20 protein-coding genes are annotated in these 17,039 nt (G+C 39.6%); 8 read left to right on the top strand and 12 right to left on the bottom strand.

The features are described 5' to 3' along the window. Positions 1-207 precede the first annotated feature (207 nt). Positions 208-1,476, top strand: coding sequence for a transcription termination factor Rho (gene rho / locus AC25JC_RS13050; RefSeq protein ID WP_067731074.1), 1,269 nt, complete (start codon positions 208-210; stop codon positions 1,474-1,476). A gap of 412 nt (positions 1,477-1,888) precedes the next feature. Beyond that, a complete protein-coding gene (locus tag AC25JC_RS13045; protein WP_078192631.1) occupies positions 1,889-2,134 on the top strand; it encodes a hypothetical protein in 246 nt (81 codons plus the stop codon). A gap of 286 nt (positions 2,135-2,420) precedes the next feature. Here AC25JC_RS13045 and AC25JC_RS13040 read toward each other — a convergent pair whose 3' ends face one another. From AC25JC_RS13040 to pheS, 3 genes are all read right to left on the bottom strand, one after another. Continuing rightward, positions 2,421-2,717, bottom strand: a complete 297-nt coding sequence (locus AC25JC_RS13040) for an integration host factor subunit alpha (protein ID WP_004783565.1) — start codon at positions 2,715-2,717, stop codon at positions 2,421-2,423. After that, a complete protein-coding gene (gene pheT / locus AC25JC_RS13035) occupies positions 2,714-5,095 on the bottom strand; it encodes a phenylalanine--tRNA ligase subunit beta (RefSeq protein WP_486924196.1) in 2,382 nt (793 codons plus the stop codon). The genes AC25JC_RS13040 and pheT overlap by 4 nt, the downstream gene beginning before the upstream one ends. Before the next feature lie 130 nt (positions 5,096-5,225). Beyond that, positions 5,226-6,206, bottom strand: coding sequence for a phenylalanine--tRNA ligase subunit alpha (pheS, locus tag AC25JC_RS13030; protein WP_078192633.1), 981 nt, complete (start codon positions 6,204-6,206; stop codon positions 5,226-5,228). A 160-nt stretch (positions 6,207-6,366) separates the two neighbouring features. Between pheS and AC25JC_RS13025 the strand changes: the two genes are divergently transcribed. Then, entirely contained in the window at positions 6,367-7,395 is a 1,029-nt protein-coding gene (locus AC25JC_RS13025) for a hypothetical protein (RefSeq protein WP_486924195.1), read from the top strand. Between the two features lie 84 nt (positions 7,396-7,479). On the opposite strand, the gene AC25JC_RS13020 is transcribed toward AC25JC_RS13025, so the two are convergent. The 3 genes from AC25JC_RS13020 to AC25JC_RS13010 all read right to left on the bottom strand — a co-directional run bounded on the left by AC25JC_RS13020 (position 7,480) and on the right by AC25JC_RS13010 (position 8,806). Next, entirely contained in the window at positions 7,480-7,692 is a 213-nt protein-coding gene (locus tag AC25JC_RS13020) for a KOW domain-containing RNA-binding protein (RefSeq protein ID WP_180084650.1), read from the bottom strand. Positions 7,693-7,803: 111 nt separating this feature from the next. Further along, the gene (locus AC25JC_RS13015) at positions 7,804-8,355 is read right to left on the bottom strand and encodes a P-loop NTPase family protein (RefSeq protein WP_486924194.1); all 552 of its coding nucleotides are present in this window, start codon (positions 8,353-8,355) and stop codon (positions 7,804-7,806) included. Positions 8,356-8,425: 70 nt separating this feature from the next. Next, positions 8,426-8,806, bottom strand: coding sequence for a hypothetical protein (locus tag AC25JC_RS13010; RefSeq protein ID WP_486924193.1), 381 nt, complete (start codon positions 8,804-8,806; stop codon positions 8,426-8,428). Between the two features lie 104 nt (positions 8,807-8,910). On the opposite strand from AC25JC_RS13010, the gene AC25JC_RS13005 reads away from it, so the two are divergent. Then, positions 8,911-10,029, top strand: a complete 1,119-nt coding sequence (locus AC25JC_RS13005; protein ID WP_486924192.1) for a hypothetical protein — start codon at positions 8,911-8,913, stop codon at positions 10,027-10,029. Positions 10,030-10,094: 65 nt separating this feature from the next. On the opposite strand, the gene rplT is transcribed toward AC25JC_RS13005, so the two are convergent. Both rplT and rpmI read right to left on the bottom strand, forming a co-directional pair. Continuing rightward, entirely contained in the window at positions 10,095-10,454 is a 360-nt protein-coding gene (rplT, locus tag AC25JC_RS13000; protein ID WP_004647525.1) for a 50S ribosomal protein L20, read from the bottom strand. 11 nt (positions 10,455-10,465) lie between these two features. After that, positions 10,466-10,660, bottom strand: a complete 195-nt coding sequence (gene rpmI / locus AC25JC_RS12995; RefSeq protein WP_065994397.1) for a 50S ribosomal protein L35 — start codon at positions 10,658-10,660, stop codon at positions 10,466-10,468. 223 nt (positions 10,661-10,883) lie between these two features. Here rpmI and AC25JC_RS12990 point away from each other — a divergent pair, with 223 nt between their 5' ends. Together AC25JC_RS12990 and AC25JC_RS12985 are read left to right on the top strand one after the other, a co-directional pair. Beyond that, on the top strand, positions 10,884-12,137 hold the full coding sequence (locus AC25JC_RS12990) for an MFS transporter (protein ID WP_486924203.1): 1,254 nt from the start codon (positions 10,884-10,886) through the stop codon (positions 12,135-12,137). 104 nt (positions 12,138-12,241) lie between these two features. Continuing rightward, entirely contained in the window at positions 12,242-12,976 is a 735-nt protein-coding gene (locus tag AC25JC_RS12985; protein WP_486924191.1) for a TonB family protein, read from the top strand. Between the two features lie 58 nt (positions 12,977-13,034). On the opposite strand, the gene AC25JC_RS12980 is transcribed toward AC25JC_RS12985, so the two are convergent. Beyond that, positions 13,035-13,463, bottom strand: a complete 429-nt coding sequence (locus AC25JC_RS12980) for a YqaA family protein (protein ID WP_078192638.1) — start codon at positions 13,461-13,463, stop codon at positions 13,035-13,037. 12 nt (positions 13,464-13,475) lie between these two features. Then, complete coding sequence (locus AC25JC_RS12975) at positions 13,476-13,760, bottom strand: hypothetical protein (RefSeq protein WP_078192639.1); 285 nt, start codon at positions 13,758-13,760, stop codon at positions 13,476-13,478. Positions 13,761-13,971: 211 nt separating this feature from the next. On the opposite strand from AC25JC_RS12975, the gene AC25JC_RS12970 reads away from it, so the two are divergent. Next, the gene (locus AC25JC_RS12970; protein ID WP_180034871.1) at positions 13,972-14,355 is read left to right on the top strand and encodes an energy transducer TonB; all 384 of its coding nucleotides are present in this window, start codon (positions 13,972-13,974) and stop codon (positions 14,353-14,355) included. 30 nt (positions 14,356-14,385) lie between these two features. Here AC25JC_RS12970 and AC25JC_RS12965 read toward each other — a convergent pair whose 3' ends face one another. Then, positions 14,386-15,003: a glutathione S-transferase N-terminal domain-containing protein gene (locus AC25JC_RS12965; RefSeq protein ID WP_486924190.1), complete on the bottom strand. Its 618-nt coding sequence runs from the start codon at positions 15,001-15,003 to the stop codon at positions 14,386-14,388. 315 nt (positions 15,004-15,318) lie between these two features. On the opposite strand from AC25JC_RS12965, the gene AC25JC_RS12960 reads away from it, so the two are divergent. Then, positions 15,319-15,780 carry an Hsp20 family protein gene (locus tag AC25JC_RS12960; protein ID WP_078192642.1) on the top strand — a complete coding sequence of 154 codons (462 nt, stop codon included), beginning with the start codon at positions 15,319-15,321 and terminating at the stop codon, positions 15,778-15,780. 710 nt (positions 15,781-16,490) lie between these two features. On the opposite strand, the gene infC is transcribed toward AC25JC_RS12960, so the two are convergent. Further along, positions 16,491-17,039, bottom strand: coding sequence for a translation initiation factor IF-3 (infC, locus tag AC25JC_RS12955; RefSeq protein ID WP_078192643.1), 549 nt, complete (start codon positions 17,037-17,039; stop codon positions 16,491-16,493).

Raw genomic sequence — 17,039 nt, 5'->3', positions numbered from 1 at the left:
CTCAAATCCTGTCATTTTCTTACAACACAACACATAAAATGCCGCTCGGCAACAGAATTGTTTTTCACATCTCTCTTCATATAACGAATCAGATCTCTGAATTGTTTTGTGCAAACCAATTGCTATCGTTTCTTGCATGATCGCGGCACATTTGTTGCTCCCTTTTCCAACCTGTACCTCAGAATTTTAGATTCTATCTGACCACCTATGAACTTAACCGAACTCAAGAAAAAACCGATTGGCGAACTCATCAAGATTGCCGAGTTTATGGGCCTCGAAGGAATGGCTCGTAACCGTAAGCAAGATATTATTTTTGCCATCTTAAAGCGCCACGCAATGAACGGCGAAGAGATTTTTGGTGATGGCGTTCTAGAAATTCTGTCGGACGGCTTTGGTTTCTTACGCTCTGCAGCGGGTTCTTACCTAGCCGGCCCTGACGATATCTATGTGAGCCCATCACAAATCCGTCGCTTCAACCTTCGTACTGGTGACACTATTACAGGTACGATTCGTCCACCTAAAGAAGGCGAACGTTACTTTGCATTATTAAAAGTTAATCAAATTAACTACGACACACCCGAAAACTCACGTAATAAGATTCTTTTCGAAAACTTAACACCTTTATTTCCAACCGAACAATTGGTAATGGAATTAGGTAATGGTACAACAGAAGACTTAACTGCGCGTGTGGTTGACTTGGTTGCTCCGATTGGTAAAGGTCAACGTTCAATTATCGTTGCACCGCCAAAAGCGGGTAAAACCATGTTGTTACAAAACATCGCTCAGTCGATTGTTCGTAACAATCCTGAATGTTTCTTGATTGTCCTTCTGATTGACGAACGTCCTGAAGAAGTAACAGAAATGGAACGTACTGTTCGTGGTGAAGTGGTTGCTTCGACATTCGATGAATCACCAGCTCGTCACGTACAAGTTGCAGAGATGGTGATTGAAAAAGCTAAACGTCTTGTTGAACACAAAAAAGATGTAGTGATTTTGCTTGACTCAATTACTCGTTTAGCACGTGCTTACAACACTGTAATCCCTTCATCTGGTAAAGTTCTTACTGGTGGTGTGGATGCCCATGCTTTAGAACGTCCAAAACGTTTCTTCGGTGCAGCACGTAATATTGAAGAAGGTGGTTCACTGACAATTATCTCAACTGCGTTGATTGAAACTGGTAGTAAGATGGATGAAGTGATCTACGAAGAATTCAAAGGTACAGGTAACCAAGAAATTACCCTAGACCGTCGTATTGCTGAAAAACGCGTGTTCCCTGCGATGAACATCAAAAAATCAGGTACACGTCGTGAAGAGCGTTTGATGTCTGAAGATAACCTACGTAAAGTTTGGATTTTACGTAAATTGCTTCATACACAAGACGAACTTGCAGCGATGGAATTCTTGCTTGATCGCATGAAAGAAACCAAAACCAATGATGATTTCTTCGATCAAATGAAACGTAAAGCATCCAACTAAGTTGAATTTTTGACTGAAAAGGCCATCTATAACGATGGCTTTTTTATTTGGTTGACTTTAGTTACACAAAGAAACATTTGATGGATTTCCATGTAAACTTATTTTCAAGTTTATGATTATAAAAAATATATTTTAAAAAACCCTATTCTTTTTAGTAGTTTATTTGCTATTTCGCCAATATAAAACTTTCTCTTAATTGTTATTTTCTGTTAAAAAATGGCCGTTTTTCACCTATTTTTAACGGTTTTTTCAAAGTCACTAGTAGCATTTCAAAATACTCAGTGATAGCATACACGCAGACCAGTTAGACTGCTCTATGCATTTTTAATACCTATTCAAATTAGGCATAATAAAAGCACACAACAGACTAACGCAGGTTATTTTTTAATCTCATATTTTAGAGAGTGATGCCATGTTATTCAAAAAAATCGCTATTGCTGCTGCAGTTGCTACTACTTTAGCTTTCGTTGGTTGTGCTAAAAAAACTGAAGAAGCTGCTCCTGCTGCTGCATCTGAAGCTGCTGCTTCTGAAGTAGTTGCTGCGTCTGACGCTGCTGCTGTTGAAGCTTCTGCTGCTGCTTCTGAAGCTACTGCTGCTGCATCTGAAGCTACTGCTGCTGCATCTGAAGCTACTGCTGCTGCTTCTGAAGCTCAATAATCTAACCGATTATTCAGCACAAAAAGAGAGCCCTTTGGCTCTCTTTTTTATTGCCTCAAACTTTAAACCCTAGTTCATAAAAAGAGCTAAAATTCAAAATACTAAGCCTATGCTTATTGAAAAATAAAAACTGACAATTTAGCTAAAGGAAAGCCACAATCAACCTCTACGACAACTCAACTCAACTCAAGTATATCGTCTCACTTTAAAACGAATATTCTTCAACATGAATTGTGCGATAGATGATGAGCACTGCGCCTCCTAAATCAAAGGAAAAAAAAGCAGATCAATTGATCTGCTCATTTCCAACACGTTGACGGAATTTTTGTCCCGCACGGAAGGTCACTACACGACGGGCAGAAATCGGAATTTCTTCACCCGTTTTCGGGTTACGGCCTGGGCGTTGACGTTTATCACGCAACTCAAAGTTACCGAAACCTGAGAGTTTAACTTGTTCCCCAGAGATTAGCGCTTGGCTAATCTCATCGAAGAATAACTCGACCATTTGTTTTGCTTCACGACGGTTTAAACTCGTGAGCTCACTTAAATGATCAGCCATTTCTGCTTTTGTTAATGCTGTCATGAAGCCCTCAATGTCGCCTGGTAAGTGTTTTCCAACACCTGAAGTATGTTATCCATACCGGTTTTGATTTCAGCATCTTCTAATGTACGTGTTGGATGTTGCCATTGAATTGCAAACGCCAATGAGCGCTTGCCTTCTTCGACACCTTGACCAGTGTACACATCGAATAACCAAACTGCGTCTAAAAGCTCACCGCCGGTTTTTTCGATAAGTTGCTGAATTTCACTAACATTAATCTTATCACTAATTAAAAGCGCAATATCACGTCGAACCGACGGAAAACGTGATAATTCTGTAAAATTAGATACATAAGTTTGCAAAACAGCCGATTGATCTAATTCAGCGACCCAAGTAGTCGCCAAATCCAACTCATCTTCTAAAGATGGGTGTAAACGACCGAAGTAACCAATTGATTGACCATTGACTAAGATTTCAGCAGATTGACCTGGATGCAACCAGGTACGCTCTGAACGTACATATTCAACATTTAAACGTGCAGAATTTAAAATCTCTTCTACATCGCCTTTAAAGTCAAAGAAATCCATTGGCTGTGCTTTACCATGCCAAGATTCAGTCGTACGTGAACCTGTTGCAACCAGTGCAAATGTTGGGATCTGTTTAAGATCATGAATGCTGTTCGCACCTTGATAATCAAAACGTAGACCAAGCTCATAGAAACGCACACGATTTTGCTGACGGTTCACGTTGTATTGCACACATGGGATCAAACTTGATAATAAGGTTGAACGCATCACTGCAAGGTCGCTAGAAATCGGGTTTGCAAGCGCTAGTGGTTGAACCTGTGGATTCAATTGTTTCTCTAGTTTCGCATCTGCAAAGCTAAAGCTAATTGCTTCTTGATAACCCAAAGCCACTGCAGTTTGACGTAACTGAACCAATTCAAATTGGTCTTGGTATTTCGCCAGTTTGACATCAATCACTGGCAAGCTGATTTGAATATTGTCGTAACCGTGAATACGTGCTACTTCTTCGATGAGGTCTTGATAAATCGCCATATCAAAGCGGTGTGATGGCGGTACAACTGTCCACTCACCTTCTGCTTTCACAGTGACATTGCAACCCAAACGCGTTAAAGCATCGGTAATAAATGCAGATTCAACTTTATAACCAAGCAGTTGATCGACTTGCGCTTGGTTCAGTTCAATGGCTTCACGTTTTGGTAATAGCTCTACTTTTTCAGCAACAGTAATTGGACCAAACTCACCACCAGCTAAATCAGCGATAAGCTGAGAAGCACGGTGCATTGCCGTCATCGGCAATTCAAAGTCTACACCGCGTTCATAACGCTGAGATGCATCAGTATGCAAACCAAAACTACGTGCACGACCTGCGATATAGAGTTGATCAAAGAACGCCGACTCAAGGAAAATTTCTGTGGTATCATCAGAAACCGCTGAACTTAGGCCACCCATGATTCCTGCAATCGCCAAAGCTTTTTGATCATCCGCAATCACCATCACGTTTTCAGATAATTCAACTTCTTGTTCATTCAACAACGTTAATTTTTCTGCTGCTGTTGCTTGGCGTACACGAACAGAACCTTCAACTTTACCGCCATCGAATGCATGTAAAGGTTGACCCAATTCCATTAAAACGTAGTTGGTAATATCGACCAAAATACTGTGCTGACGAATGCCTGCACGAGCTAATGCACGCTCCATCCACTCAGGAGTTGGTGCTTTGGTATTAACGTTTTTGATCACTCGACCTAAATAGCGTGGGCAACCATCAGTTTCAACAACAACTTTCTTCTCATCAGTAATTGTTGCAGCCACTTCTGTAATCAATGGTGCAGTCACAGGGAGTTGGTTAATCACACCAATTTCACGTGCAATACCACGAATACTGAAGCAGTCACCACGGTTTGGCGTGATGCTGATATCAATCACATTGTCATCAAGATCTAAATATTCACGCACATTTACACCAACAGGTGCATCGGCAGGAAGCTCTAATAGACCGTCGATTTTATCTTCAAGATCAATTTCAGACGCACCGCACAGCATGCCTTGTGATTCAACACCACGAAGCTTGCCTTTTTTAATTTTGAAATCGCCCGGAAGTACTGCACCAATGGTTGCTACAGGAGCTTTCATGCCTACACGTACGTTTGGAGCACCACAAACGATTTGTAACGGCTCGCCTGAACCGATGTTTACAGTAGTGACACGTAAACGGTCAGCATCGGGATGTTGAACCACTGTTAAAACTTCACCGACTACTACACCAGTAAATGGTTTTGCAGCAGGAGATAAATCATCAACTTCTAAACCTAACATGGTCAGTTGGTCAGAAAGTGTATCGCTATCAATGGCTGGGTTAACCCATGTACGCAACCAATTTTCGCTAATTTTCATTGTATAAAAACCTATTAATTCTAAATTTCTAATCCCCTCTAGCGCCCCTTTAAAGAAAGAGGACGAACCCTAAGTCATGATGGACACCCCCTCTCCTTTTAGGAGAGGTTAGGGAGAGGTATAAAACTGTTTAAGCAAATTGGCGTAAGAAACGCACATCATTTTGGTAGAACATACGCAGGTCATTAATGCCGTAACGCAACATGGCAAAACGCTCTACACCTAAACCGAAGGCAAAGCCTTTGTATTTTTCTGGGTCGATGCCAGCGGCTTGTAAAACGTTTGGATGCACCATACCGCAGCCCAAAACTTCCAACCATTTACCACGTTCATCCATGATATCCACTTCTGCACTTGGCTCTGTGAATGGGAAATAAGATGGACGGAAACGTACTTTCAAATCTTTTTCAAAGAACTCATTTAACAAGTTCACCAACAAACCTTTAAGTTCTGCAAAGCTGGTGTTTTCAGCCACATACAAACCTTCGATTTGATGGAACATTGGCGAATGCGTTTGATCTGAGTCACAGCGGTAAACACGACCAGGGCACACAATACGGATTGGAGGCTGCTGATTTTCCATCGTACGAATTTGCACGCCTGAGGTATGCGTACGAAGTAAATGATTCGCATCAAAATAGAAAGTGTCGTGCATCGCACGTGCAGGGTGATGACCCGGAATGTTCAATGCTTCAAAGTTGTGATAATCATCTTCAACTTCTGGACCAGTCGCAACAGTAAAGCCAGCTTTGGTAAAGAATTGGCAAATACGTTCTTGAACTTGAGTCACAGGGTGAATGCTACCCACCGTTTGACCACGGCCGGGTAAAGTAATATCAATCGTTTCGCTAGCAAGCTTTTGTTCTAATGCAGCTTTTTGTAATTCAGCTTGACGAGCAGTCAGTGCGCCAGTAATCGATTCACGAACGGCATGAATTTGAGCACCAAAAACTTTACGTTCTTCTGGGTCCATTTTACCGAGCGACTTCGATTGTTCCGCGAGCTGGCTTTTCTTCCCTGTAAATTGCACTCGCACTTGGTCGAGTGTAGCAAGGTCCTCTGCTGCTGCAATCGCAGCGAGCGCTTCAGTGGTCAGGGCTTCCAGTGACATAGTAACTCTCAAAGCAACAATTTAAAAAAAATAATATAAACCCCTTATTCTAACAGTTTTTAGCCGTTATGATGAAGCGCATTCACAAGTTAAAATTGCATTAGCATCAAGTTTTAAAAAAAGTATAAGATAAACACAATATCAATGGGATCCAATCTTTATGGCACTCGATCCAATCTGGAAACAACAGCTCACACTCGTCACTTATGGCAATGAATTTCTCAACCAAGGTTTAAGTTTTCAACGTTGGTTAAATCACCACATTTTTGATCAGCACAGTTTCCATTTTCGTGATTTGCTATCACAGCATTTATTGGCTCAACATTTCCAAATTTGGCTAGAAGGCTTAAAAAAACAAGGGGTACAACGCTTAAGTTTACATAGCTCTAGCTTGCTGAATGATGAACAAAATCCGAATGCTAACGTTGAACTTCTTCCCTTTGCCCATTTTATTGTGAGCCACGAACAAAATAAAAAGCAGGCATGGATTTTTGGTAAAGAACTTGCCGAGTGGTATAACGCAGAAAATGACTATGAAGCACCGGCATCCCAACAACTGCAAATTCGTCGAGAAACTTTTTGGCGCTATGAGCTGAACCATAAACTCATTAAACGCATCGCAGCGGATATGCAGTTACCAAAATGGGATGATATTCATAACTTCACTGAAGCGGAATTATTTTTACAAAAATCTGCGGAAGGTTTTATTGAGCCGGAGGTGTTGGGCACACCTTATTATGGTACGCAGCCTGATCTAAGCAGCGAATCGAATGAATCCGCAAAACTTGCACTCTTGCCAACGGATGCACAAGCGGATTTCGCACATGATAGCTTACATCGCTTAGATGCATTAAACCGCCACATTCAGTCTAAAATTCAGCATCCCTATCATGCAGATGGCAGCATCTATACACCTGAAGAACAGTTAAATTTGCGCCATTTTGCTCAAAAAACTGAAGATTTAACGGCTAAATTTATCGTAAAAGTCGCCAATCACTATAAAACTGCACGTTTAACTCCTGTGGTCGAAAGCTCTCCTCTGGATGGATTTAAAACTGAGCAAAGAAAATCAAATCCTCAGCATGCACACACGCCAAATCCAACCCATAAACCCGGTGCAGGTGGAGTGGTTACCTTAATTATTATTACGGTAGTGATTTGCTTATTGGCTTATTACTTCGGACTTTAACTGTATAAATGTGATCAACACTAAAAAGCCCTTCTCATGGAAGGGCTTTTTTATGAACATGCTTATGTATGAATGACCTCAAAATTATGAGGTCGTTAAATAATTAAATGGACGAACTTCTAATCGAACGCGATGCTGATCGGCATGTTGATTAATATAATGACTGACCGAGACTACTTCACCTTCAAGCTCTGCGTCTGCACCATACATGATTTTGACCGCCTCACCTTTGCGGGGAATCATTTCGAGCTCTACAGTGATGCTACCTTGACCCATACCAACTATTTCAGCCAACATTTTATTTTCCTTTTGTTCTTTTCTATCCATACATTAGGCATGTCGCAAAGCGCGGTATAAAGATTATTTCTGTAACTTAACTGCACTTTTTTATTGATAAAACATCAAAACTTAAACATCAAAAACATAAGAGTCCAATTGTTCTAAAAATGCATCAACTGCATTTGCAGACTTTAAACGAATCCATTGAATATGTTGATATTCAGGTGCATTCATCATCTGTAGATATTTTTCACGATTCTTTTTATGGGTCTTAATCATCCACCAGACAATGGAATCTCGACCAAACATCCGCCACAAACTTTCCTGATTATTTGAATCTGGCCAAAGATCTTGTTTGGACTTAGCCCGAGAAAATGCGCGCCTTACAGAGCGGTATAAATTGACTGGAAACGGAAGGTCTAACCATATCACCGTATCTATTTCAGACCATTTAACAGGAATCGCCCGAGTATAATTGCCATCAATAACATAACCATTTTTCGCTTTAGCAATTTCAGCTCCGATACGTGCAAAAAAGATCTCATCAGGACATTCTTGCCAATCATCTAGCCAAAACAAATTATCTAATTCAATGTAATGCAAACCAAGCTTTATTGCCAATGCCCTAGAAAAGGTTGATTTTCCAGTGGCCGATGTACCGACTACGTTTATTCTTTTCATTGTCATGATGATCAACTTGAGTCTGGTGAATCTACTTCAAGATAACAGCATTGGATCTGTAGGTTAACTTTTATTCTTCACGATAATTTAAAAGATCTGCATCGATATTGATAAAGTCAGGCTTTGGGGTTTGTTCAAATTGAACGGCTAATATATGCGACTGACTGGTTATGCATGCTTTTGCGACTCGATGCATCCCATCCATCACTCGACCACTAGCACATAAAATAATGGGATAACTTAAGTCCGCAGCATTTACCAATTCCAGATGTTCAATAATTTGCTGTGTGGTCGGAGCAGATTTTGGAAACCAATAAGCTTCGTTCAACTCTTGAATGTCACTTACAGGAATTTGCTGAACCTTGAAATTTTGACTGAGTTTTACTAAGTGATGTACATCCCAAATATACGTATCGTCGCCTACTTGGCGGAAGTGATACTGTTTGCGCATCAAGCAGTTACCTTTTAAGTCAAATTAAAGCTAAGATAGCTTACAATTGAAAAATAAAAAAATGCTTCATTATGATAGATCATTACGAGCAATTTATTCTTGGTTTGCAATATAACGCTCAACGCTTTTTTAACCAGAAAATTTACTATGACGAGATTTTGCACCCATGGTGCGGCCAAGCTTGCGACATTTTCTTGATTCGCGATTTTAAAACCAATGCATTACTACATGACTCAGTTGATCATTTGATTATGTATATGGCTGAAAAGCGGATTAGAACATGCTCACTTTATCCATTTGATCTTCTTTTTGAGCATGCAAAACTTAATCAACATCCTCATTTTGACTTTGTAAAAACCAACTACCCTCTTGCTGTTTTCCACAACAATTTAAATCAAGCCTTTGCACTGGTTCAAATCCAATCTGAAACGAAAATTTTAGATATCAGCCCTATTGGTGATCCTCGGGAGTTTTGGGGTGCAAGTTCCACACAATTTCATGACGCATTCGGACTGTTTACATTAATTGAGCTCAATCAACAACAGCGGAACGAATGCTTTTGCTTTGATAAAAAATCGAGTTGGAGCAGTTTAGTAAATAGCATTCAACTGGATTTATTTGAACATCCGTTTTCTACCCACATTCAGCCTCAATTTAAACTAATCCATAATTTGTATTATTATGGCCTTCTGGATGACTCACTCCCTCTTTTGGAGAATCCTCAAGCTTCACCTCAAGTTGGATTAAGTCTGCTTGAAATGCTCAATTCAATCGAAGCTGCTATCCAAAATTTAAAACACGTAAAAAACGAAAGCTCACCGATCCATTTATTTACAACCGAAGAATATGCACAACTATTGGATTATGAGTACAAACTGTCAGAACACCATGTAGATGTCACGTGCTATACAGCCAATCATTTCAACCGCGAAAATTTAGTCAATGATGAAGAGAAAGCTTTACTCAAACAACTACAGAAAAAATACCCCAAAGTTAATTATTTCAAGTCAACATCTGATCAAGCTCTTTCCGCCACCAACACTTCAACAGATAAAGAGCCTGAAAAACCATGGGTTGTATTTTTTTCTTTAGTTTTAATTTTTGCCATGCTATTCGCTTTACTTTATGGCTTTTATTTACTTTTTAAACAATTTGATTTTATAAAATTTGCCGCAATCACAATTGGCATCATTGTGTTTTTAGCCATATGGTCGAAAAAATAAGATGTCTAATCAAATTCATCCATAAAAAAAGACCGCTAAAAGCGGTCTTTTTTAGTCATAAAGACTTATGCAGCTAATGCATCTTTAGCTTTAGAAGCTAAAGCAGCAAACGCAACTGCGTCATGCATAGCGATGTCAGCAAGTACGCGACGGTCGATAATCACTTGAGCTTTTTTCAAGCCAGCGATCATACGGCTGTACGACAAACCATTTTGACGAGCACCAGCATTGATACGCGCAATCCATAGAGCACGGAATTGACGTTTCTTTTGACGACGGTCACGGTAAGCATATTGACCTGCTTTGATTACTGCTTGGAACGCTACGCGATATACGCGTGAACGAGCGCCGTAGTAACCTTTAGCACGAGCAAGAATTTTTTTATGACGGCGATGAGCCTGTACACCACGTTTAACACGAGCCATTTATAATCTCCTTAGATGTATGGGCACATACGGCGAACTGAAGCAACGTCACTTACGTGAACCATTACACAGCCGCGTAATTGACGGATACGCTTAGCAGATTTTTTGGTCAAAATGTGTCGTTTGAACGCTTGGTGACGTTTAAAACCGTTTGCAGTTGGCTTGAAGCGTTTAGCTGCACCACGGCGAGTTTTCATCTTAGGCATAAGAACCTCTTTTGAACACCTGTTCGGCACGCCTGCACCATTGCAAAGACGCCCTGCAGGTAAGGGAGCGAGTATTCTAAAGCATCTTTGCTCAAAACAAAAGCGAATCTTTCTACCGAATATCGAACTTAATTAATTTTCTGATATAGATTTTCCGATGATTTTAGAAGCGATGCCCAATAAGGCTTATATAATGTCGGCACGCCAGCTATTAATGTCCATTATGAAACCTGCACAGGATGCTTTTGCAGCCCTACGTTATCGGGATTTCTCGATTGTTACGCTTAATCAATTTTGTCTGACCTTAGCCATTTTGATTCAAGAAATTATCGTTGCTTATTCACTATATCAAATCACTAAAGACCCGCTAACACTGGGCTTAATTGGTTTAGCCGAAGCAATTCCTTTTATTGCTCTCTCTTTGTGGGGAGGATACTTTGCAGATCGTTTCAATAAACAGACCATTATGAAAATTTGTCTGTTTTTTTCTGTACCTATGCCACTTATTCTTTGGGGGTTATTTCACCAATATGGTCTCGGCCAAATTGATGTCACCCAACTGTCTTGGGGGATTTATGCGGTCATTTTTGGGCTTGGAACGATCCGTGGTTTCTATAATCCCTCGGCAACGTCGCTTAAACCTTTTTTAATCCCGCGGGAGCTCTATGCCAATGGTGCAACATGGACAACGATTGGTTGGCAAAGTGGGGTGATTATTGGGCCAATGCTTGGCGGTTTTATGTTGGCATTTTTAGGCCGTGAAACCAGCTTACTCAGTGTTGCGGCGCTACTAACGGTCTGCTTCGTTCTCATTAACCTACTCAATAAACGCAGTTTTCCTAAAATTGAATCTGACAATTTAAAAGATAGTTTAAGTGAAGGTTTTCGATTTATCTGGAAAACCAAAATTGTCCTTTGGGCGATTTCACTCGATTTAGTTTCTGTGCTTTTTGGTGGCGTGATTGCCCTCTTACCGATTTTTGCCGAAGATATTTTAAAAGTGGGGCCTGAAGGTTTAGGCTACTTACGGGCAGCACCGTCTATTGGCGCCCTGATCACTATGATTGCATTGACCAAACTCCCTCCAACTCATCATGCATGGCGTAATATGTTATTGGCTGTAGCGGGTTTTGGTGTATTTACCATTTTATTCGCATTTTCAAGCAATCTTTGGTTATCACTCTTTGCACTGGCAATGACTGGGGCATGTGACAGCGTGTCTGTGGTGGTTCGTCAGACCATTTTGCAACTTTATCCACCTGAAAATATGCGGGGTCGTGTTGCTGCGGTGAATGGCATGTTTGTTTCTAGCAGTAATGAACTTGGAGCTTTTGAATCTGGATTGGCTGCAAAATATATGGGCACGATCATGGCGACAATCTTTGGTGGCTGTATGACCATGGCTGTAGTTGCGATCAGTTGGGCAAAAACCCGTGACTTATTTGGAATCGACATAACCCATCAGTCAAAAAAATAATGGCATATTTTCCATTTAAACCTTGCCAGTATTTCCAATACAGGAAATACTGCGCAGCAATATCGACGCATTCATCACTCACTTTGTGATCTTAGAATAGACTTATGAAACAATATCTGTGCTTAACCCTTTTGGCCTGCGCTCCATTTTCTACAGCGTTTAGTGCTTCTACCAAACCCCACCAACTTCCGGCACAGAATATTGAAGTTGCTCATGCACATTTAACCACGCGCTTAAATTGGTCGGTTTTCCCAAAACCAGTATATGCCAATGAAGATCTCAAGCAACGTGACCGCGCGGCCATTATTCGTGTTACAGCAAATGCAAAAGGCACCATTACCGATGCAAGTGTTGAAGAAAGTACAGGGGTCGATCAACTCGACCGAATCTTAATTTCTGCTGTCAAAAAAGCTAAAGTCAAACCACATTTAGAAAATGGTGAAGCCAAAGCCATTATTGGCTATCAAGCGTTTAATTTGAGAGTTAAAGGCAATACGCCTGAATGTGATTTCAACTTTGATTCAAAAGTTTGGAATGCACAAAGTGCAGATAAGAAAACGCCATTCCAATATGTATCTCAACCAAAATTAGATCTCACTAGTCATGAGTTGAAACAGCACGATCGTAAAGTCAAATTTAACTTTAAAGTGGACAAACACGGACAAGTGAAAAAGGTGAAGATCAAGCAAGGCTCTGGCATTTATGCACTCGATCAGAAAGTCGTTGAAGCACTAAGAAATAGTCAGATCTCGGTTAAACGTACTGCGAGCACCCTTTGGATCTACAAAAAGTCGAACTTTAAAGATGAAATTCAATTTAAAGTGAATGGCTGTAAATAAATAATAGATGCAACATTTCAAACAGGGATTGAATCTTTCAATGCCCTGTTTTGTTATCTCAGAAAAAACCTAAAAATATAAGATAAATACAGAGATAACGCCCGGTTTTCGCTACGGTCACCATGAAAACAAAGCGCCAGAAGTTTTCTTTCATTAAACCCGCTATTAAAGTAATTGGGTCTCCAATCATCGGCAGCCAACTCAGTAGCAAAGACCAATAGCCATATTTGTGATAAATGCCCTGTGCCTGCTGCATTTTCAGCTCTGACACGGGAAACCATGTTTTATTTTTATAATGTTCTACTTTTAAACCGAGCCACCAATTCACACAAGAACCGAGAATATTACCAATACTGGCCACCACAATCAGCAGCCATGGATTATGTTGACCATAGCTCAACAAGCCGAGCAATACGGCTTCGGACTGTAAAGGAAGTAAGGTCGCAGCCCCAAATGCCGCGAAGAATAAAACTAAAAACGACCACATCGAAACGAATGCTTAGAGACCTAATTTTTTCTTCGACTTCAAATATTCAAAATTTGACCAAAGCACTGCTGCAACAATTACAACGATTCTCGACCATTTATATTGTGAAGAAATCGGTTCAATCGCAGCTCGCATCAAGTTTTGATCTTTGGTATGTAAATCTGCAAGAATATTTTGAACATGCACAATTTCAGCGACAAATAGCACTAAGCAGCCTGCAATACCAAAAATAATACTCCAATAGATTCTTGGGTTATTTTCAACAATACGGGTAAAATTTAAGAAAAAGTCTTTCATCGCAAAATCGTCCAACTAAGCCGTCAACAACGCGTTCTTTTCGGCAGCGCCGCATTCTAACACAGCGTTAGAATTTTCTTCCGTCCTATCTAAAATCTTAAGGTGAGTCTTTCCGCACTTTACTTTTATACATGAGACTTCTAATCTGCCACGCAAATATTGAATAATTTTAACTCACTTTATGAAAAAAATTCTTTGCTTAAGTTTTATCGTGTTATTACAAATTTTGACCGCTTTATATGCACAAAGTCCTTCTGAAGTTGCCAAACAACACGTGATTACACAAGATCAAATGATTTGGAAAAAGCGACCTATTTTTAACTTCAACAATGACGATCTTGGCAATCAAAATCGTGACCTTAGTTTTAAATTGTATGTTTTAGCCACTGGCGAAGTTCAAAAAGCTGAATTAATCAAAAGCTCTGGACTCACGCACATTGATAAGCGGGTTGAGCAGTCACTTTTACGTGCCAAGTTCAAACCTTATATCAAAAATGGTGTCGCTTACCCCTTTGTTGCCGTACAGCCCTTTTCACTCAAGACACTGAAAGAAAACCAAAGACCTTGGTGGAAAAAGCTTCTATTCATTCCATAAAAAAAAGAGCATGTTTCCATGCTCTTTTTTTTAAACCTGTATCGCTAAGGCTTTTTGTACCGCTGGACGGGCCGTCAGTCGATCAATATAGTCTTTCACGTATGGATAATCTTCCAACTGAATTTGCTGCCATTCATGACGCAGTGCCCAAGGCAGAATAGCCATATCTGCAATCGAATACTCTCCAGCCACAAATTTTTGACCAATCAACTGATGGTTCAAAACTTTATATAAGCGTTTAGATTCATTTACATAACGTTCAGTTGCATACGGAATATGTTCAGGTGCAAAACGACTAAAATGATGATTTTGTCCTAACATGGGCCCAAAACCACCCATTTGCCACATCAACCATTGTTCAACTTCAACGCGCTCAAACTCATCTTCTGGATAAAACAAACCTGTTTTACGTCCAAGATATTGCAGAATCGCACCAGACTCAAAAACTGAAATTGACTCTCCTCGTGGGCCATTCTGATCCACGATTGCAGGGATTTTATTGTTCGGAGAAATTCTCAAAAAGTCTGGCTGAAATTGATCATTTTCCAAGATATTAATCGGAAAAATTTGGTATTCCAAACCCATTTCTTCTAAAGCGATGGTAATTTTATGTCCATTGGGTGTACCCCAATAGTAGAGATCAATCATCTATATTCCTTTTTAATTTTCAGTAAGGCAATCTCATTTTGCTTTATGTATAACATGTTTAATCCAGTGAAAGCTTGTCAGTTTTTCTGAAAAGTAACGTTAAAATGTGAATTATCACTTTGCTTTTAAAATCACTTAAGGTACAAAAATTCAAAAAATATAATTTTTTTATAAAAATCCCTTGAAAAAAATCAGCACAGACCGATATTGATACATGTACAAGGATCAAACGATCTTGTTAGTGAACAGTGGATGCCAAGCATCACTGAACATTTCTTATTGTTACAACTTTGCTTATTAAAGAGAGTTCTAATTATGAGTAGTTTAAATCTTAACCCACTTTTCCGTCGTAGCATTGGTTTTGATCGTTTCAACGATTTATTTGATTATGCCATGCAAAGCGACACACCAAATTACCCGCCATACAATATTGAAAAAACGGCTGAAAATAGCTATCGCATTGTGGTGGCAACCGCAGGTTTTACAGAAGATGAACTTTCGCTAAACTTAGAAAATCAAGTGCTAAGCATTTCAGGTAAACCAACTGAAGCGCAAGATACAACTGTGGAATTCCTGCATAAAGGCATTGCTCGTCGTACATTTAAACTGTCTTTACGCTTAGATGAACATATAGAAGTGCAACAAGCCCTATATGAAAATGGTTTATTGACAGTGGACTTACAGCGTATTATTCCTGAAGAAAAACTACCACGCCAAATTCCAATTGGCAAAAAGGCATTGATAGAAAGTCCTGTCCAAGAAAATATCGCTGAGTAAACCCTCATAAAAAAAAGACCCTTCGGGGTCTTTTTTATATTAAGAAAATTAGTTAGATTCAAAACATGACAAACAAGAATAAAAAATCATGCCATCTCAAGAATATAGTGTCTAGATTGCAAATTTTATGTTTCGTTTTTTATCTATTCTCAACTTAATCTTACCCATAGGTGTTTTTAATGAATCCTTGGTGGGTCTGGCTTACAAGCTGTTCATCTACTCTTTTTAAATTTTGGCGTATCTTGCAAAAAATAATCCTACTTTGTATTACTATCTATTTCTATGAAATGTACTTTGTTCTGATTGCTTTTATGACATGGAATATACAACCTAATATTACCAAGATGAAAATCTATTGGAGGGTACTGAAAATCCCCATCTCACTGCCGGTGTTATGTAAATAGATCTCACATAGTTAGCTCAATAAAAAGCTTTGCTCACTTTATACCTACATTAAAACTAAATTAAAGCATTTCAAAACGTCTGAATCGAAACAACGATTGAATATCAATTAGAATATAATCAAATTTGTCTTTCTTAAAGAAACTTACTTAATACCCTCAGACATAAGTTCGCATTCATGAATTTTGCTCTATTTTCCAATCAATACGCAGCAAAAATTATTGGTACCCTTGAACATCATTGAGATTAAAAAACCCAAATATAGGCAAAAAAAAGCACTGCAAATGCAGTGCTTTTTTAATGGATACTTACTTTTTCTTTTTAGGACCAAGCAGCATACCCATTTGACGGCCTTCCATTTTTGGTGTTTGTTCAACAACACCATAGTCAACCACGTCAGCTTCAATTTTTTGCAATTGAGCCAAACCTAACTGTTGGTGTGCCATTTCACGACCACGGAAACGAAGCGTGATTTTTACCTTATTGCCTTCTTCAAGGAACTTGATAATGGCACGTAGTTTAACGTTGTAGTCACCAACATCAGTACCAGGGCGTAGCTTGATTTCTTTCACCTGTACTTGATGTTGTTTTTTCTTCGCTTCTTTTTGCTTTTGTTTTAGATCAAACAAATGCTTGTTAAAATCCATGATTTTGCAGACTGGTGGCTCAGCATTAGCAACAATCTCAACAAGGTCAAGATCTACTGCTTCTGCAGCACGCAAAGCGTCAGCAAGAGATACAATCCCTTTTTGCTCGCCATTTTCGTCTACTAGACGGACTTCTTTTGCACGAATTTCATCATTCAAGGCAGGACGGTTTGATTTTCCGCCCTGTTGATTACGGTCAGGCTGTTTAAT

The sequence above is a fragment of the Acinetobacter sp. P37 genome (assembly GCF_057480965.1).
This window is presented reverse-complemented; position numbering and strand designations above follow the sequence as displayed.